Source organism: Streptacidiphilus sp. MAP5-3 (genome assembly GCF_041262505.1).
In the GTDB taxonomy this organism is placed as follows: domain Bacteria; phylum Actinomycetota; class Actinomycetes; order Streptomycetales; family Streptomycetaceae; genus Streptacidiphilus.
Genome location: NZ_JBGCCL010000032.1, coordinates 1 through 17393 on the forward strand (window position 1 = coordinate 1; position 17393 = coordinate 17393).

16 protein-coding genes are annotated in these 17393 nt (G+C 70.8%); 7 read left to right on the plus strand and 9 right to left on the minus strand.

What is annotated here, in order from left to right; translation table 11 throughout:
- Positions 1-1581: ATP-binding protein (locus ABH928_RS31135; RefSeq protein WP_370072001.1), on the plus strand; the 1581-nt coding region annotated here is incomplete at its 5' end.
- Positions 1578-2264: a response regulator gene (locus ABH928_RS31140; protein WP_370072002.1), complete on the plus strand. Its 687-nt coding sequence runs from the start codon at positions 1578-1580 to the stop codon at positions 2262-2264. The genes ABH928_RS31135 and ABH928_RS31140, both read left to right, overlap by 4 nt.
- Before the next feature lie 2 nt (positions 2265-2266).
- Here ABH928_RS31140 and ABH928_RS31145 read toward each other — a convergent pair whose 3' ends face one another.
- The 4 genes from ABH928_RS31145 to ABH928_RS31160 form a co-directional block, all read right to left on the minus strand.
- On the minus strand, positions 2267-3022 hold the full coding sequence (locus ABH928_RS31145) for a class I SAM-dependent methyltransferase (protein ID WP_370072003.1): 756 nt from the start codon (positions 3020-3022) through the stop codon (positions 2267-2269).
- A 104-nt stretch (positions 3023-3126) separates the two neighbouring features.
- Positions 3127-3582 carry a hypothetical protein gene (locus tag ABH928_RS31150; RefSeq protein WP_370072004.1) on the minus strand — a complete coding sequence of 152 codons (456 nt, stop codon included), beginning with the start codon at positions 3580-3582 and terminating at the stop codon, positions 3127-3129.
- 7 nt (positions 3583-3589) lie between these two features.
- Positions 3590-4195 carry a universal stress protein gene (locus tag ABH928_RS31155; protein WP_370072005.1) on the minus strand — a complete coding sequence of 202 codons (606 nt, stop codon included), beginning with the start codon at positions 4193-4195 and terminating at the stop codon, positions 3590-3592.
- Between the two features lie 146 nt (positions 4196-4341).
- On the minus strand, positions 4342-6213 hold the full coding sequence (locus ABH928_RS31160) for an APC family permease (protein ID WP_370072006.1): 1872 nt from the start codon (positions 6211-6213) through the stop codon (positions 4342-4344).
- A 257-nt stretch (positions 6214-6470) separates the two neighbouring features.
- Here ABH928_RS31160 and ABH928_RS31165 point away from each other — a divergent pair, with 257 nt between their 5' ends.
- Entirely contained in the window at positions 6471-8477 is a 2007-nt protein-coding gene (locus ABH928_RS31165) for an APC family permease (protein ID WP_370072007.1), read from the plus strand.
- Here the strand turns inward: ABH928_RS31165 and ABH928_RS31170 are convergent.
- Positions 8452-8853 carry an ArsR/SmtB family transcription factor gene (locus ABH928_RS31170; protein WP_370072008.1) on the minus strand — a complete coding sequence of 134 codons (402 nt, stop codon included), beginning with the start codon at positions 8851-8853 and terminating at the stop codon, positions 8452-8454. The two genes, ABH928_RS31165 and ABH928_RS31170, sit on opposite strands and share 26 nt — an antisense overlap.
- A 26-nt stretch (positions 8854-8879) precedes the next feature.
- On the minus strand, positions 8880-9272 hold the full coding sequence (locus ABH928_RS31175; protein ID WP_370072009.1) for a VOC family protein: 393 nt from the start codon (positions 9270-9272) through the stop codon (positions 8880-8882).
- Positions 9273-9356: 84 nt separating this feature from the next.
- On the opposite strand from ABH928_RS31175, the gene ABH928_RS31180 reads away from it, so the two are divergent.
- Both ABH928_RS31180 and ABH928_RS31185 read left to right on the plus strand, forming a co-directional pair.
- Positions 9357-10367: a P1 family peptidase gene (locus tag ABH928_RS31180; RefSeq protein WP_370072010.1), complete on the plus strand. Its 1011-nt coding sequence runs from the start codon at positions 9357-9359 to the stop codon at positions 10365-10367.
- Between the two features lie 58 nt (positions 10368-10425).
- Positions 10426-11247 (plus strand): integrase, encoded by an 822-nt coding sequence (locus tag ABH928_RS31185; RefSeq protein ID WP_370072011.1) that lies wholly within the window; start codon positions 10426-10428, stop codon positions 11245-11247.
- A gap of 19 nt (positions 11248-11266) precedes the next feature.
- Here the strand turns inward: ABH928_RS31185 and ABH928_RS31190 are convergent, their stop codons facing one another.
- The 3 genes from ABH928_RS31190 to ABH928_RS31200 form a co-directional block, all read right to left on the minus strand.
- Positions 11267-11983 carry a hypothetical protein gene (locus ABH928_RS31190; RefSeq protein WP_370072013.1) on the minus strand — a complete coding sequence of 239 codons (717 nt, stop codon included), beginning with the start codon at positions 11981-11983 and terminating at the stop codon, positions 11267-11269.
- A 205-nt stretch (positions 11984-12188) separates the two neighbouring features.
- Complete coding sequence (locus tag ABH928_RS31195; protein WP_370072014.1) at positions 12189-13148, minus strand: pirin family protein; 960 nt, start codon at positions 13146-13148, stop codon at positions 12189-12191.
- Between the two features lie 138 nt (positions 13149-13286).
- Positions 13287-13712: an SseB family protein gene (locus ABH928_RS31200; protein ID WP_370072015.1), complete on the minus strand. Its 426-nt coding sequence runs from the start codon at positions 13710-13712 to the stop codon at positions 13287-13289.
- A gap of 232 nt (positions 13713-13944) precedes the next feature.
- Between ABH928_RS31200 and ABH928_RS31205 the strand changes: the two genes are divergently transcribed.
- Both ABH928_RS31205 and ABH928_RS31210 read left to right on the plus strand, forming a co-directional pair.
- Complete coding sequence (locus ABH928_RS31205; RefSeq protein ID WP_370072016.1) at positions 13945-15774, plus strand: acyl-CoA dehydrogenase; 1830 nt, start codon at positions 13945-13947, stop codon at positions 15772-15774.
- Positions 15775-16064: 290 nt separating this feature from the next.
- The gene (locus ABH928_RS31210; RefSeq protein WP_370072017.1) at positions 16065-17375 is read left to right on the plus strand and encodes a M18 family aminopeptidase; all 1311 of its coding nucleotides are present in this window, start codon (positions 16065-16067) and stop codon (positions 17373-17375) included.
- Positions 17376-17393 lie beyond the last annotated feature (18 nt).

Here is a 17393-nt window from a genome sequence, read left to right on the forward strand (position 1 = left end):
GGCCCGCTCCGCCGCGCACTCACCGCCGGACGCGGCATCGGCGAGACCACCGTCGAACTCTCCGGCGACATCGACGTCCACATGGTCACCCACGAGGAGGCCGGGCGCGGACGCCACATGCCGACCGCCCCGGGACGACGCGGCGGACGCTCGACTGCCCGCCGCTGGGCGGGGATCGCCTGCGGGCTGGTGCTGCCTCCGCTGCTGACCCTGATCCTCTGCCACACCCGCCACGCCATCAACCTGACCAGCGACACCCTGCTCTTCCTGGCAGTGGTGGTGGGCATCTCCTGCCTCGGCGGTCTGGTCTCCGCCCTGGTCGCGTCGCTGACGGCGTCACTGCTGCTCAACTACTACTTCATCCCGCCGATCCACACGTTCACCATCGCCGAGCCCAACAACGTGCTGGCCCTCTTCGTCTTCGCGCTGGTCGGCCTGGTGGTCGCCGGGATCGTCGACACCGCGACCAAACTCTCCGGCCGCGCCGCCCGTGCCACGGCCGAGGCCGAGACGCTCTCCGGCCTGGCCGGAAGCGTGCTGCGCGGCGACCAGGCGGTGCCCGCACTGCTCGACCGGCTGCGCGAGACCTTCGCCATGGACAGCGTCGAGCTGGTCGAACGCGTCGTCGAGCCGGACGAGTTGGCCGCCATGCCGGGCGCGGAGGCGGTCCCGGTCGGCGTCGGCGCCTCGCTGGTGCTGCGCGGCCGTCCGCTGCCCGCCTCCGACCGCCGCGTCCTCGCGGCCTTCGCCGCGCACGTCGCCGTCGCCCTCGAACGGACCCGGCTGGCGGAGGCTGCGGCCGAGGTCGAGCCCGTCAAGGCCGCCGACCGGCTCCGCACCGCGCTGCTCGCCGCCGTCAGCCACGACCTGCGCACACCGCTGGCCGTCGCGCTCGCGTCGGTCTCCTCGCTGCGCAGCGACGACGTCGAGTTCACGCCCGAGGACCAGCAGGAGCTGCTGGCCACCGCCGAGATCTCGCTGGAGAAGCTGACCCGACTGGTGGAGAACCTGCTCGACATGAGCCGCCTCCAGGCCGGCGCGCTCTCGCTCCAGCTGCACCCGACGCCGCTGGAGGACGTGGTGTCGCTGGCGCTGGACTCGCTCACCTCCATGACCGACGTCGAGGTCGACACCCAGGGCCTGACCGAGACCCCGGCCGTCGTCGTCGACGGCCCGCTGCTGGAACGCGTGGTGGCCAACCTGGTCGCCAACGCCCTGCGGCACGCCGACGGCAAGCCGGTGCTGCTCAGCGCCAGCACCCTGGGCGAGCGGGTCGAACTGCGCGTCGTCGACCGCGGCGTCGGCCTGCCCGAGGAGGACCGGGACCGGATCTTCCAGCCGTTCCAGCGCCTCGGCGACAACGACAACGAGACCGGCGTGGGCCTCGGCCTGGCGCTGGCCCGCGGCCTGACCGAGGCCATGGGCGGCACGCTGACCCCCGAGGACACCCCCGGAGGCGGCCTGACCATGGTCCTCTCCGTCCCGGCGGACACCGCCGAGCACGAGCATGACGACCTTGAGCTCCACCCTGAGCTGGAATCCGAACCGCACTACGACGCAGAGGGGGAACTGTCGGCATGACCCGAGTCCTCGTCGTCGACGACGAGCCACAGATGCTGAAGGCCCTGCAGATCAACCTCCAGGCCCGCCGCTACACGGTCGCCACCGCGACCGACGGCCGCCGCGCGCTGACGGAGGCGACCCGCAACCCGCCGGACGCGATCATCCTCGACCTCGGCCTGCCGGAGATCGACGGCATCCAGGTCATCCACGCGCTGCGCGCCTGGAGCGCGGTCCCGGTGATCGTGCTGTCCGGCCGCGCGGACTCCGCCGAGAAGGTCAGCGCGCTGGACGCGGGCGCGGACGACTACGTCACCAAGCCCTTCGCCATGAACGAGCTGCTCGCCCGGCTGCGTGCCGCGCTGCGCCGCCCGACCAGCGAGGACCTGGTCACCGCGCCGGTCCGGCTGGGCGACTACCTGATCGACCTGAACAGCTGCGTGGTCCGCCCGGCGAGCGGCGACGGCACGCCGGTCCGGCTGACGCCGACCGAGTGGCGGATCCTCTCCGTCCTGGTCCAGAACCCGGGACGGCTGGTCACCGGCCGCACCATCCTCCAGCGCGTCTGGGGGCCGGGACGGGACGACAAGACCAACTACCTGCGCGTCTACTTCGCGGGCCTGCGCCGCAAGTTGGAGCCGGACCCGGCCCACCCCCGGCACCTGCTCACCGAACCGGGGATGGGCTACCGCTTCGAGCCGTGAGCTCAGGCCGAGGCCTGCGGCTTCTCGTAGACGGAGACGTGGTTGCGGCTGGCGGCGGTGAGCGGCGTGCGCTGCCACGTCTCGTGGCGCTCGCGCAGCCGCAGCCCGGCGAGGCGGGCCATCAGGTCCAGCTCGCTCGGCCAGCAGTAGCGCATGCGCAGCGGACGGAGCGTGGTGCGGCCGTCGGCGTCGATGGTGATCCGCTGGTAGGTGACGGCCTGCTCGACCGGGTCGTGCAGCTGGACGTCGAGGAAGACCGAGTCCTCGCTGATCGCCCGCGTCTGGGTGCGCTGGCCGCGGTCGAACTCGCTGACGTCCTGCACGTAGCACTCGATGACGAACAGGCCGCCGGGCTCCAGGAGTTGGGCGACATCGCGGAAGCAGTCGAGCTGCCGTTCCTGGGTGGGCAGGTTGAACAGGGTGTTGTAGACGAGGTGGGCGAGCGGGAACGGGCCTTTCACCGCGTCGGCGGCGTCGGCCATGTCGCCGACGGCGGCCGGAATCGCGGCGCCGCCCGGCTTGGCGTGCAGGTGTTCCACCATCGCGGCGGAGCCCTCGACGCCCTCCACCGCCAAGCCGCGTGCGGCCAGCGGGATTGCCACGCGGCCGGTGCCGATGGCCAGTTCCAGGACGCGGGAGCCGGGCGGGACGAGGTCGGCGAGGAAGTCGACGGCGGGGGTGGGGTCGAGGGGGTGTCGTGCGTCGTACTCGTGGGCGTAGTGGTCACCGAAGAAGGACGGATCTGCGAATCCACTCATGGCGGACCATCACATACCTTGGCCGACGCCCTGACAAAGGAATTTCCGGGACGCGGAGTTTCCCTGGTGTGTCAGCCAGTCCGGTTATGTCCGGTCGAGTCCGGTCAGTTCCAGGCGGAGGGGTGGCGTCGGCTCGGCATCTCCGGCTCGAACGATTCCAGCGAGGCCCGCCGGAACCGGGACCGCGCCGTCCACAGCCCCACCGCCGCGCGGACCAGCGCGGGCAGAGCAGCCATCGCGACCAGCGCGGCCAGCCGCCAGGCGTCCGTCCAGCCCGCCCAGCCCAGCGTTCCGTCGCGGTGCTCCACGAACCCGTCGTAGAAGAGCCAGAAGACGGGGACCACCACCAGCGCGGCCCGCAGCCCGCTGCCGCGCCGGGTCACCACCGCGCACGCCAGCCCGACCATGACCAGCCCCACCACCGCATGCCGCGGTGAGGTCACCGCCCCCGCGAACAGCGCCGCCACGGCCGCGATGCCGAAGGCGAGGACGAAGAGCAGCGATGTCGGCAGCGGCGCCGCAGCGGCGGCCGAAAGGTCGGGCGGGGAGTCCTGGAACACCCGCTCATCAGAACCGGGCCGGCCGGTCGTGCCGGTCAATCTTGACGTCTTCCATACGCATCGGGGCCGCATCCATACGCGTTCTTGTCGCCACCTGATGCCGCTGCCGGGCGGGCAGCGCGGTGAGCAGCGCGGGCGGCGGCACGGCCAGCACCCGGCACCCGGCCCGCTTGACGCAGAAGCGGGAGACCGCGCCGTGCAGCCACCGTGCGGGCCAGCCGCGCTCGCCCGCGCCCAGCACCAGCAGGTCGTCGGGCCGGTCGGCCAACTGCACCAGGGCGTGGCCGGGCTCACCGCGCACCACCAGCCGGGTCAGTCCGCCGGTCAGCTGCGGCATGGCCGCGAGCCCGCCGAAGGCGTCGTCGAAGCTGCCCTCCAGCCGGTCCACGGCGGCCTGCTCCCAGGCCTTCAGCAACTCCGGTACGGGAGCGCGTCGGTAGCCGATCTCGCCGCCCGGCGGCGTCCAGGCCAGCACCGTGACCAGGCTCCGCCCGGTCCGGTGCGCCTCCGCGGCGCCGACCCGCAGCGCTTCGAGGCTGCTGATCGTCCCGCTGACGCCGACGACGACGCGTCCGCCGCCCTGGTCGTCGCGCCGCTCGTCCACCGTGTCCATGGCCCTGCACTGCCTTCTTCGAGTGTCTTCGAGGGAAGTCCGCTGACTGCCTCTCGATTGCACACCCGTTCGGCGCATGGACCGGGCGGCCCTGACTGCCTCCATACGCCGGGACCGCCCGTATTGACGCCCCCTTACCGGCTGCCTCAGCGGGTGGGCTCACTGAGCCGCAGACGCAGTCGGCAGACGGTCGCGTCCGTGCGGCGGCGCACGGCGCGGGAGATCAGCGCCCCGCGCTGGTTGTGCAGCGGCCAGGTCCACCAGTGCTCCGGCTCGACCTCGGGGACCAGCACGGTGACGCGGTCGTAGGCGTGTTCGGCGCGCAGCGTGCGCAGGTAGCCGACCAGCGGCCGGGCCAGCTCGCGCCGTGCGGCGGGGATCTCGACCAGCGGCACGCCCGGCTGCCACAACTCCCAGTCGCGGCGCAGGTTCTCGGCCGCGGCCCGCTCCTCCGCGTCGGACTCGGCGGGGACGACGGTCACCGCGACCACCTCGTCGCCGAGCGAGATCGCCGCCGACAGCGCCTCCCGGGTCAGCCGCGACATCGTGCCGACGGGCACCACGACCAGCGAGTGCCGGGCCTCCGGCGCGGCCGGGACAACGCCCAGCTCCAGCTTGTCGCCGATGTTCCGGTAGCCGCGCCGCACCGCGCCGAAGAGCAGCACCAGGGCGGGCAGCAGCACCACGACGACCCAGGCGCCCTCGGTGAACTTGGTCAGCGTCTCGACCACGGTCGCGCAGGCCGTCAGCACCGCGCCGAACCCGTTGATCAGCGCCTTGCCCTTCCACCCCGGGCAGCGCACCAGCCACCAGTGCCGCACCATGCCCACCTGGCAGATGGTGAAGCCGACGAAGACGCCGATGGCGAAGAGCGGCACCAGGCTGTCGACGTCCCCGCCCGACGCGACCAGCAGCACCGCGGACGCGCCCGCCAGCGCGAGCACGCCGTGCCGGTACACCTGGTGGTCGGCGCGGAGCGCGAAGACGTGCGGCAGATGGTGGTCCCTGGCCAGCAGCCGCAACAGCACCGGCAGCCCGCCGAAGGAGGTGTTGGCGGCCAGCGCCAGCAGCACCATGGTGGCGAACTGGACCAGGTAGAAGAAGAACCCGTGCCCGAACGACGCGTCGGTCAGCTGCGCCAGCACGGTCACGCCCTCGACCGGCTGCAGGTGGAACCGGCCGATCAGCACCGCCAGCCCGATCAGCATGATCCCGAGCAGCGCGCCCAGCGCGATCTCGGTGTGCTGGGCCCGCTTGACGCGCGGCGTCCGGAACGACGGCACGGCGTTGGCGATCGCCTCCACGCCGGTCAGCGCGGAACAGCCGGACGCGAACGCCTTGAGCAGGAGCAGCACCCCGACCGAGCTCGCGTTCGACGCCACGTCGGACGCGTGCCCGGTGGCCAGCAGCGCCACGGGGTGGCTGCGCAGCAGACCGACGACGACCACGCCGAGGATGGACGCGATGAAGACGACGGTCGGGATCATGAACGCGCGCGCCGACTCGGCGATCCCCCGCAGGTTGACCCCGGTCACCAGCACCAGCACGGCGAGGCAGATCCACACCCGCTCCCCGTAGAGCCAGGGGAACGCGGACGTCAGCGCGGCGACGCCGGCGGTCACCGAGACGGCCACGTTCAGCACGTAGTCGATGACCAGCGACGCCGCGGCGATCAGCGCGGTCCGCCGCCCGAGGTGCGCCTTGGCCACGGCGTAGGCACCACCGCCGTCCGGGAACGCGGCGATGACCTGCCGGTAGGAGAACGTCAGGAACGCCAGCAGCGCGGCGATCGCGAGCGTGACGGGAAGCGTGTACCCGAGCCCGTGCGCACCGGCCGTCGCCAGCACCAGCACGATGGCCTCCGGCCCGTACGCGACGGACGCCATCGCGTCGAGCGAGAGGGCGGCGAGGCCGCCCATGGCCGAGAGCCGGTGCTTCTCGCTCTCCTCGGAGGCGACGTCGTCCGCCTCCGGTATCGGATGTGACGCGGACTCGTCGGTGGCTGCGGGTGCCGACATTTCCCCTCCCGGGGGGCGGTGCGGGTCGTCTGAATGCGTCCCCATGCTGACCGCGTACGGGACGGAGCCCGCGCCATCCTGATGCGCTCGTAACGCGCTTTGACGTGGTCCATACGCGCTCCATACGGCTGCGCTGTCAGAGCCCTGCGCCCCTGGATGCTGCGTGGTCGCCTCGCCGCACCTGGGCCGTCCGCGCGGCGAGATCAATAGAAATATCCGTTTTAACCTAGTCTCGATCTGTGGTGAACATCCCTCAGATGATGAAGCGCTTGGTCATCGGCCGAGCCATGCGCAGCGAAGAGCTCGGTGAGACGCTCCTTCCGAAGCGCCTCGCGCTTCCCATCTTCGCCTCCGACCCGCTCTCCTCCGTGGCCTATGCCACGCAGGAGATCCTGCTGGTGCTCACCGTCGGCGGGACCGCCTTCCTCTACCTCACGCCCTGGATCGGCCTCGCCGTCGTCGTGCTGATGGCCGTCGTGGTGATGTCGTACCGTCAGGTCGTCTACGCCTACCCCAGCGGCGGCGGGTCCTACGAGGTCGTCTCCACCAACCTCGGCCCCAACGCCGGCCTCGTCGTCGCGGCCTCACTGCTCGTCGACTACGTGATGACCGTCGCCGTCTCCGTCGCGTCCGGCGTGGACAACATCATCTCGGCGTTCAACGGCCTCGCCGGATACCGCGTCCTGATGGCGGTCCTCTTCGTCGCACTGCTGGCCGCGGTCAACCTGCGCGGGGTGCGTGAGTCCGGGAACGCGTTCGCCGCGCCGACCTACCTCTTCATCGCGGGCATCGTGCTGATGGTGGTCACCGGCTTTATCAAGATCGCGCTCGGCCACAGCCCGGTGGCGGAGAGTGCCAAGTACCCGATCACGCCCGAGGGCCACCAGAACACGCTGGCCGGCTTCGCCCTGGTGATGCTCGCGCTGCGCGCCTTCGCCTCCGGCTGTACCGCGTTGACGGGTGTCGAGGCGATCTCCAACGGCGTGCCCGCGTTCCGGAAGCCCAAGAGCAAGAACGCCGCCCAGACCATGGTGGCCATGGGCACCACCGCCGTGGTCATGTTCTCCGGCATCACCATCCTGGCGATGACGTCGAAGATCCACCTCACCAACAACGGCTGTCAGCTCGTCGGCTTCCCCAACTGCAGCAGCGCGCCGCAGGAGACCGTCATCGCGCAGCTCGCGGCGGCGATCTTCGGCGGTGAGCACAGCCTGCTCTTCTACTACATCCAGGCGGTCACCGCGCTGGTCCTGGTCCTGGCGGCGAACACCGCCTTCAACGGCTTCCCGCTGCTCGCCTCGATCCTGGCCCAGCACCGTTACGTGCCACGGCAGTTCCACACCCGGGGCGACCGGCTCGCCTTCTCCAACGGCATTCTGGCGCTGGCCCTGGTCAACGTCGCGCTGCTGGTGGCGTTCAAGGCCAACGTCACCAACCTGATCCACCTCTACATCCTCGGCGTCTTCACCTCCTTCACGCTCTCCCAGATCGGCATGGTCCGGCACTGGAACGAGTTGCTGCGCGACCCCGCCGCCGAGTCCGGCGCCAAGGCGGCGGCCAGGCGTTCGCGCGTGATCAACGCCTTCGGCGCGGTGGTCACCGGGCTCGTGCTGGTGATCGTGCTGATCACCAAGTTCACCCAGGGCGCGTGGCTGGCCGTGGTCGCGGCGATCTTCCTCTTCGCCAACATGAAGGCCATCCGCCGCCACTACGACGCCGTCGCCGAGGAGCTGGAGGTGACCGAGCCGGACGAGGAGCGGACCCGTCCGGCCAAGGTGCACGGCGTCGTCCTGATCTCCAAGCTGCACAAGGCCACCCTCCGCGCCCTCGGCTACGCTCAGGCGCTGCGCCCGGACACGCTGGAGGCGGTCACGGTCTCCGTCGACCGGGACGAGGCGGTCGAGCTGGAGCGGGAGTGGGAGGAGTACAACCTCGACATCCCGCTGAAGGTGCTGGACTCGCCGTTCCGGGAGATCACCCGGCCGGTCATCGGCTACGTCCGCGCGCTGCGGCAGTCCGCGCCCAGGGACGCGGTCGCCGTCTTCATCCCGGAGTACGTGGTCGGGCACTGGTGGGAGCAGCCGCTGCACAACCAGTCGGCGCTCTGGCTCAAGAGCCGGCTGCTGTTCATGCCGGGCGTGATGGTGATCAGCGTGCCATGGCAGCTGGACTCGTCCCGGGCGGCGATGCGGCCGATGCGCCGCGCGCCGGGTGCGGTCCGACGCGGGTTGCCGCCGGTCAGTCCTCGGAACCTGCGGAAGTGACCCGCAGGTGCGCGACGTGGTAGACGGCCTGGTCCAGCAGGGCGGAGACGTGCTCGTCGTAGAGCGCGTACTCCACGGAGCGGCCCTGCCGGGCCCTGGCCACCAGCCCGAGGTTGCGCAACAGCCGTAGCTGGTGGGAGCAGGACGACTGCTCCATGCCGATGTCGGCGGCCAGTTCCTTCGGCGTGCGGGGCCCCTGCCGCAGCCGGGAGAGGATCAGCAGCCGGGACGGCGTGGCCAACGCCTGCAGCGTCGCGGCGACCCGCTCGGCCTCGGCGGCGTCCAACGCGGTGGCGGCAGGCGGTGCGGCGGCTGGGGCTGTGGCGTCAGCCGGAGGCGCGGCGTCGACTGCCGCGTCGACTGCTCTGGGGACCATGGTTTTCATCGTACTCAGGCCCGCGCTCAGCGCGGCGCGAGCCACTCCTGCAGCTCGACGACGTTGCCCTCCGGGTCCCGGACGTAGGCGACGTTCAGCCGGTCGCCCATCGGGGCGGGGCCGGCTTCGACCGTGCCGCCGCGCTCCCGGATCCCGGCCACGACCCGGTCGAGATCGTCGACCCGCAGCGCGATCAGCGTACGCACGTCCGTGGCGGTGCCCTGCGCGACGTCCGGGAGCAGCGCCGCGATCTGGTCCCCGGCCTGCAGGGCGATCGCGGCTGCGCCGCGTGCGGGGCTGAGCTTGGCGTAGGGACCGTTCTCGTTGTCGAACTGCGGCGTGAGCCCGATGACGTCCCGGTAGAACCGGTAGACGGCGGGGAAGTCGGTGACCAGCAGGCGTATCTGCGTCAGCTCCATGGCCCTGACCTTAAGCGTTGCGCCTTCCGCGGCAGGCTGGAATGCAAGACTGACGGAGTGACAGATGATGCTCCCGCCCCTCCCTTGAGCAACACCCTCACCGACGTCCCCGGTTTCCGGGTCGGGCACGCGCAGCGCGTCGGTGACGGGTGGCTGACCGGCGTCACCGTCGTGCTCGCGCCGGAGGGTGGCGCTGTCGCGGGGGTGGACGTGCGCGGCGGTGGGCCCGGGACGCGGGAGACCGACGCGCTGGATCCGCGCAATCTCGTCCAGCGCGTCGACGCGGTCACGTTGACCGGCGGCTCCGCGTTCGGGCTGGACGCGGCGGGCGGGGTGGTCGCGTGGCTGGAGGAGCAGGGGCGCGGATTCCGGGTCGGGCCGGAGGCGTCGCAGGTCGTGCCGGTGGTGCCGGCTGCCGCACTCTTCGACCTCGGGCGCGGTGGCGACTGGAAGGCCCGCCCGGACGCCGCGTTGGGCCGGGAGGCGGCTGCCGCCTGCCACGACGGGCCGGTTGCGCAGGGCAATGTCGGCGCGGGGACGGGAGCCGTCGCCGGTGGGCTCAAGGGCGGGATCGGGTCGGCGTCGGTGCGACTGCCCTCCGGAGCCACGGTGGCGGCGCTGGTCGCGGTGAACGCCGTCGGCTCGCCGGTGGAGCCGTCGACAGGCGAGCTCTACGCGGCCCGCTTCGGCGAGCCCGGCGAGTTCCCGGCCCTACGGGCGAAGCCCACCCATGGGCCGGACGCCCGTCCGCTCAACACCACCCTCGCCGTCGTCGCCACCGACGTCACCCTCACCAAGGCGCAGGCCGCCAAACTCGCGGGCACCGGGCACGACGGCCTGGCCCGCGCCCTGCGGCCGGTGCACCTGCTCTCCGACGGGGACACGGTCTTCGCCCTGGCCTCCGGTGCGCGTCCGCTGCCGGTGCCTGAGGGGGATCCCGCCTTCGCCGTGCACACGGAGGCGGCCGCGCTCAACGAGCTCTTCGCGGCGGGCGCGGACGCGGTTGCCCGGGCCATCGGCCACGCGGTGCTGGCGGCGGAGACGGTAGGGGAGTTCGAGGCCTATCGGGACAGGAGTGCGAACCGGCCGGAATGAGAGTGATCGTCCGGCAAAGTCCTGCCAACCTCGCGCGGCGCGCCGCACACTGGCAGGCATGCGTGTGGAGATAGCGGGGGAACCGCAGCGAGGAGATCGACCCACCGAGGATTTTGTCGCGTCGTCAGGCGACGCCTTCGTGCTGCTCGACGGTTGCAGCGCACCTGTGGCGATGGAGAACGGCTGCGAGCACGGCACGGCCTGGTACGTGCGCCGGCTCGGCGTCCACCTGCTGGCCCGGCTCGTCGACCGGCCGGACCGGACGATGGCGCAGTGTCTGAGCGACGCCATCGCAGAGACGGCCTCCCTGCACGGCGCGCGGTGTGACCTGTCGCATCCCAACACCCCTGCCGCGATGGTGGTTGCGGCCCGTGGGCACGGGCCGGCGCTGCAGTACCTCGTGCTCGGGGACTCGCAGCTGGTGCTGGACCGGAACGGCAGCTTCGCGGTCATCGGCGACAACCAGCCGTTCCCGGCCGGAGAGCCGTTGCGGCGTCAGGTCCATGCGGCCACCCACGGCAGCCCGGAGCGCGCCTCCCTGCACATGCGCTATGCGCTGGCGGTGCGCGCCGCACGCAACACGGGCCACGGCCCGTGGGTCGCGGCGGCGTTGCCGCGTGCGGCCGAACACGCGGAGACGGGTTCCGCCCCGCTCGCCGAGCTCCGCGCGTTCGCGGCGCTCACCGACGGGGCGGCCCGGTTCGTCGACCGCTTCGACCTCGGCGGCTGGCCCGACGCGATGCGCCTGATGGACCAACGCGGCGCGGCCGAGGTGGTACGCCGGGTCCGTGAGGCCGAGGGCCAGGATCCGACGTGTGCCCGCTGGCCGCGCAGCAAGGGCCGTGACGACGCCACGGTCCTCTACGCGCGGCTGCGCTGAGGGCTGTCGCCCTGGTGACTCAGTTGACGACCTTGGCGTACTGCCAGGTCCAGTTGGAGGCGGAGTTGGTCGAGTCGCCGGCGAAGGTGATCGCCTCGCGGAGCGTGGTGTTGGCCGGAACGCCCGTCAGGTAGACCGCGACGGCGCTGGGCGACACCAGCTTGAACCAGACCGTCCGGAGCGACACGTTCTGCCACGAGCTGCCCGTCCACACCTGGATGTGCATCTCCACCCACTCGCCGGTCTTGTTCGGCGAGACCTCGGCGGCGATGGTCGGGTTCTGCGTGTGGTGGTAGTACGTGTAACCGCCGGAGGTGTAGGCGCCCTGGACCATCCGGCTGGAGACCTGGGCCGCGTCCTGGACGAACACGCTGCGGCTGACGGCGGTGTCGCGCGCGTCGCCCGCGAACTTCGCGGTGAAGGTGGCGTCGTGGGCGAGCTTGGCCCAGGCGGACAGGTTGCCGTTGCGGTCGACCGTGCCCTTCTTGAGGACCGAGCCGCCCAGGTCGATCTCGACCGTGCGGTTGCTGGCGGTGCGGCCCAGGTGGGCGTTGACCTCGACCCACTGGTTGTAGCTCGCGTGGGTGGTGCTCGCGCTGATGCTCAGCGCGGTGTTCGCCTGGGTGGCCGGCGCGGTGGTGGCCGCGTTGGCGGGAGCCGTGCCGAGGGCGAGGACGGCGGCGGCAGCGGCCACGGCGGTGGCCACGGCGGTGGCCACGGTGGTGCGGAGCTTCATGTAGAGAACTACCCCCAGAGAAAGGCGTGTTTCTGGGCACGCCTGACTAACCCCCTGTACGCAGGCGCGGCGCTGCAGTCGCCCTGCCATGTGCAGGAAATGTGAATGGTGTGAACGGTAGTGCATGGGTCTGACAGAGACGACCGAGCCCCGTCCACCGATGCGGTGGACGGGGCTCATCGGTCTCCCGCGCGCTTACGCGCGCTTACGCGTGCGACGGCGGGATGACGCCGAAGCGGCCGGAGTTGAAGTCCTCGATCGCCTGCTGCAGCTCCTGGTGACTGTTCATCACGAACGGCCCGTAGTGCGCCACCGGCTCCTTGATCGGCTGGCCGCCGAGGATGACGACGTCCATGTTGGGCGAGCGGGACTCCTGCATCGCCGAGGCCTGGATGGCGATGCCGTCGCCCTCCCCGAAGACGGTCGCCTGACCCATGTGGATCGGACGGTTCTCCTCGCCGACCGTGCCCTCGCCGTTGAGTACGTAGGCCAGCGCGTTGAAGTCCTGCCGCCACGGCAGGGTGATCCGCGCGCCCGGGCTGATGGTGGCGTGGATCATGGTGATCGGGGTGAAGGTCGAGCCCGGCCCCTCGTGGCCGTCCAGCTGGCCGGCGATCAGCCGCAGGATCGCGCCGCCGTCGGGCGTGGTCAGCAGCTTGACCTCGCCGCCGTGGATGTCCTGGTACTTCGGCGTGATCATCTTGTCCGAGGCGGGCAGGTTCACCCACAGCTGGAGGCCGTGGAACAGGCCGCCGCTGGCCACCAGCGACTCGGGCGGGGTCTCGATGTGGAGGATGCCGGAGCCGGCCGTCATCCACTGGGTGTCGCCGCCGCTCAGGTAGCCGCCACCACCGGTGGAGTCCTGGTGCACGAACTCGCCGTCGATCATGTAGGTGACGGTCTCGAAGCCGCGGTGCGGGTGCCAGGGGGTGCCTTTCGGCTCGCCGGCGCCGTACTCCACCTCGCCCATCTGGTCCATCATGATGAACGGGTCCAGGTACTTGGTGTTGATCTTCGCGAAGGCGCGCCGGACCGGGAAGCCCTCGCCCTCGAAGCCTTCCGGTGCGGTCACCACGGTCAGGACCGGGCGGGCGTTCGTCGTCGCCGGGTCCGGCGTCCCCACCCGTGGCAGGACCAACGGGTTCTCAACGGTCACTGCGGGCATGGCAGCCTCCTCGTTCTTGCCTCTCGACACGTCCAAGGTAGTTGAACGTTGAACCTCTAAGCAAGTTGAAGCGTCAACTAATTCCCGCCCCGGTGTTCAGTTGTCCTGAGGCCTACTGCCCCAGTCGATGGTCTGCCCTCAGCCGTACATCCGCCGCATGGTGAAGTCGACCATCTGCTCGACGGCCTTGGCATCGAAGACCATCCGGTGCTCCCCCTCCATGTCCATCGCGAAGCCGTAGCCCGTCGGCAGCAGGTCGAGGACCTCCGCGCCGGTCACGGTGAAGTACTTGGAGTCCTTGCCGGCGTAGCGCCGCAGCTCCTTGAGGGAGCTGAACATCGGGATCACCGGCTGCGGGGTGTTGTGCAGGGCCAGGAAGCCGGGCCGTTCGCCGCGCGGGCAGTAGACCTTGGAGGTGATGAAGATCGACTGGAAGTCCTCGACCGACATCCCGCCCGCGGTGAACATCCGGATCGCATCCGCCAGCGAGGGCGGCGTGGGCTCCGGGTAGGGCTGCTGATAGCCGGGGTTCGGCGCCTGCTGGGGTTGCTCGTAGCCGTACACGGGTCCAGGCTAGCGAGACTTCGGCGCCGGGTGTGACGCAGATCCCGCCCGATATCGGCCCGAGATCGGCTCCGGATCCGCTCAAGGGGGTTGATCTAAGTTACCCTTGGGTAGCATCATGGAGGCTACTTGCTGGTAGTCGGTAGATCGCGCTGGTGGATGCCGGATCCCCCTTGGATCCTGCAGGATCTCCCCGGTGGATCGCGTCGATCGAGTATGAGGGTTCACGACTATGGGTCACTACAAGTCCAATCTCCGCGACCTGGAGTTCAACCTCTTCGAGGTGCTCGGTCGTGACGAGGTCTACGGCACCGGGCCGTTCGCCGACATGGATGTCGACACGGCGAAGTCGATCCTGGCCGAGATCTCCCGTCTCGCCGAGAACGAGCTGGCCGCCTCCTTCACGGACGCGGACCGCAACCCGCCGGTCTTCGACCCGGAGACCAACACCGCGCCGATACCCGAGACCTTCAAGAAGAGCTACCAGGCGTACATGGACGCCGAGTGGTGGCGTCTGGGCATCCCGGAGGCCATCGGCGGCACGCCCACCCCGAACTCCCTGATCTGGTCCTACGCCGAGATGGTGCTGGGCGCCAACCCGGCCATCTGGATGTACTCCTCCGGCCCGGCGTTCGCCGGCGTCGTCTTCGAGGAGGGCACCGAGGAGCAGCACAAGGTCGCCAAGCTCATGGCCGACAAGGGCTGGGGCGCCACCATGGTGCTGACCGAGCCCGACGCGGGCTCCGACGTCGGCGCCGGCCGCACCAAGGCCGTCCAGCAGGCCGACGGCAGCTGGCACATCGAGGGCGTGAAGCGCTTCATCACCTCGGGCGAGCACGACATGTCCGAGAACATCATCCACCTGGTGCTGGCCCGCCCCGAGGGCGCGGGCCCCGGCACCAAGGGCCTCTCGCTCTTCATCGTGCCGAAGTACGACTTCGACTGGGAGACCGGCGAGCTGGGTGAGCGCAACGGCGCCTACGCCACCAACGTCGAGCACAAGATGGGCCTGAAGGCTTCCAACACCTGCGAGATGACCTTCGGCGCCAAGCACCCGGCCAAGGGCTGGCTGCTGGGCGACAGGCACGACGGCATCCGCCAGATGTTCCGCATCATCGAGTTCGCCCGGATGATGGTCGGCACCAAGGCCATCGCCACCCTCTCCACCGGCTACCTGAACGCGCTGGAGTACGCCAAGGAGCGCGTGCAGGGCCCGGACCTGGCCGAGTTCCTGGACAAGGCCGCGCCGCGCGTCACCATCACGCACCACCCGGACGTGCGCCGCTCGCTGCTGACCCAGAAGGCCTACGCCGAGGGCATGCGCGCGCTGGTCCTCTACACCGCGTCGGTCCAGGACGAGGTGCAGCTGCTCAAGGCCCGCGGCGAGGACGCCTCCGCCGCCGAGCGCCTGAACGACCTGCTGCTGCCGATCGTCAAGGGCTACGGCTCGGAGCGGTCCTACGAGCAGCTGGCCCAGTCGCTGCAGACCTTCGGCGGCTCCGGCTACCTGCAGGAGTACCCGATCGAGCAGTACATCCGGGACGCCAAGATCGACACCCTCTACGAGGGCACCACCGCCATCCAGGGCCAGGACTTCTTCTTCCGGAAGATCGTCAAGGACCAGGGCCAGGCGCTGACCGCGCTGTCCGAGCAGATCGTCAAGTCGATCGCGGGCGGCATCGGCGGCGAGGAGCTGGCCGCCGAGCGGGACCTGCTGGCCGCCGCGGCGGGCGACCTGGAGGCCATCGTCGGCACCATGCTGGCCCAGCTCGGCTCGGTCGAGCAGGACACCCGCAACATGTACAAGGTCGGCCAGAACACCTCCCGCCTGCTGCTCGCCTCCGGCGACGTGGTCGTCGGCTGGCTGCTCATGCGCCAGGCCTCGGTGGCCCAGGCCAAGCTGGCGGCGGGCGCCTCCGAGAAGGACGTGCCGTTCTACCAGGGCAAGATCGCCGCTGCGCGCTTCTTCACCCGCAACGTCCTGCCGGGCGTCCACACCCAGCGGCAGATCGCCGAGGGCATCGACAACGCGATCATGGACCTCCCGGAGGAGGCGTTCTGATCGCCGGTTGATCTCTGGTCGTTCGCCGACTGATCACCGAATGATCGTCGGCTGATCACCGGCTGACCGCGACCGTCCTCGCGGTCGGCCGGAACAGGCCGGGAACGAGCACGGAGCAGGCCCGGACCCTTGGGGTCCGGGCCTTTCCCGTTCCCGGCCTATGCTCGACCACAGACCGAAAGGTCGAGACTGAAAACCGTGTCACGTCGCCCGGTGGCTCCCCACGAGCCGCCGCCCTGCTCGTACCCCGAGCGCGCCAACCCTCAGCACCCAGCACTTCTGGAGCAGCTTTGACCCCCGCCGCAGCAGTCGGTGCCCATGGCTTCGACCGAGGCCACACCGACGACCTCATCGCCTACCTGCAGTCCAGTCCCTCCCCTTTCCACGCGGTGGCGAGCGCGGCGACCCGGTTGGAGAAGGCCGGGTTCCGGCAGGTCGACGAGTCCGCAGCCTGGGACGACGCGTCCGGCGGCCGGTACCTGATCCGCGGCGGCGCGCTGGTCGCCTGGTACGTCCCGGAGGGTGCGACCCCGGACACCCCGTTCCGGATCGTCGGCGCGCACACCGACTCGCCCAACCTCCGCGTCAAGCCGATCCCGGACACCGGCGTCCACGGCTGGCGTCAGGTCGCCGTCGAGATCTACGGCGGCGTTCCGCTCAACACCTGGCTCGACCGCGACCTCGGCCTCTCCGGCCGCCTCGCGCTGCGCGACGGCAGCGTCGTCCTGGTCCAGCTCGACGAGCCGCTGCTGCGCGTCCCGCAGCTCGCGATCCACCTCGACCGCAGCGTCAACGACTCGATGACGCTGGACCGGCAGCGGCACCTCACCCCGATCTGGGGCCTCGGCGAGGTCGACGAGGGCTCGCTGATCCGCTACGTCGCGGCGGCGGCCGAGGTCGCGGCGGACGACGTGGTCGGCTGGGACCTGATGGTCCACGACGTGCAGCCGCCCTCCTACCTGGGCCGCGACCGCGAGCTGCTGGCCGCACCGCGGCTGGACAACCTGCTCTCCGTCCACGCCGGTACCGCCGCGCTGGCCGCGGCCGTTTCGGGAGATGACAAGGGGCTGACCCACATCCCGGTGCTGGCCGCGTTCGACCACGAGGAGACCGGCAGCGAGTCCGACACCGGCGCGCAGGGCCCGCTGCTGGGCACCGTGCTGGAGCGGATCGTGTTCTCCCGTGGCGGCACCGTGGAGGACCGCGCCCGAGCACTGGCCGGGACCGTCTGCCTCTCCTCGGACATGGGCCACGCCGTCCACCCCAACTACAGCGAGCGCCACGAGCCGGGCCACCACCCGATGCCCAACAAGGGCCCGATCCTCAAGGTGAACGTCAACAACCGCTACGCCACCAACGCCATCGGCCGCCAGGTGTTCGCCGCCGCGTGCGAGAAGGCGGGCGTTCCGTGGCAGACCTTCGTCTCCAACAACTCGGTGGCGTGCGGCACCACCATCGGCCCGATCACGGCGGCGCGGCTGGGCATCTCGACCGTGGACTGCGGCATCGCGGCGCTGTCCATGCACTCGGCCCGCGAGCTCTGCGGCGCGGACGACCCGTACCTGCTGGCGGCGGCGCTCCAGGCGTTCCTGGAGAGCTGAGCCCGTCCTGAGCGTGAG

Coding starts and splice junctions, on each gene's coding strand:
- ABH928_RS31140 (WP_370072002.1), top strand. CDS start 1,578: ATGACCCGAGTCCTCGTCGTCGACGACGAGCCACAGATGCTGAAGGCC.
- ABH928_RS31145 (WP_370072003.1), bottom strand. CDS start 3,022: ATGAGTGGATTCGCAGATCCGTCCTTCTTCGGTGACCACTACGCCCAC.
- ABH928_RS31155 (WP_370072005.1), bottom strand. CDS start 4,195: ATGGACACGGTGGACGAGCGGCGCGACGACCAGGGCGGCGGACGCGTC.
- ABH928_RS31160 (WP_370072006.1), bottom strand. CDS start 6,213: ATGTCGGCACCCGCAGCCACCGACGAGTCCGCGTCACATCCGATACCG.
- ABH928_RS31165 (WP_370072007.1), top strand. CDS start 6,471: ATGATGAAGCGCTTGGTCATCGGCCGAGCCATGCGCAGCGAAGAGCTC.
- ABH928_RS31170 (WP_370072008.1), bottom strand. CDS start 8,853: ATGGTCCCCAGAGCAGTCGACGCGGCAGTCGACGCCGCGCCTCCGGCT.
- ABH928_RS31175 (WP_370072009.1), bottom strand. CDS start 9,272: ATGGAGCTGACGCAGATACGCCTGCTGGTCACCGACTTCCCCGCCGTC.
- ABH928_RS31185 (WP_370072011.1), top strand. CDS start 10,426: ATGCGTGTGGAGATAGCGGGGGAACCGCAGCGAGGAGATCGACCCACC.
- ABH928_RS31190 (WP_370072013.1), bottom strand. CDS start 11,983: ATGAAGCTCCGCACCACCGTGGCCACCGCCGTGGCCACCGCCGTGGCC.
- ABH928_RS31195 (WP_370072014.1), bottom strand. CDS start 13,148: ATGCCCGCAGTGACCGTTGAGAACCCGTTGGTCCTGCCACGGGTGGGG.
- ABH928_RS31205 (WP_370072016.1), top strand. CDS start 13,945: ATGGGTCACTACAAGTCCAATCTCCGCGACCTGGAGTTCAACCTCTTC.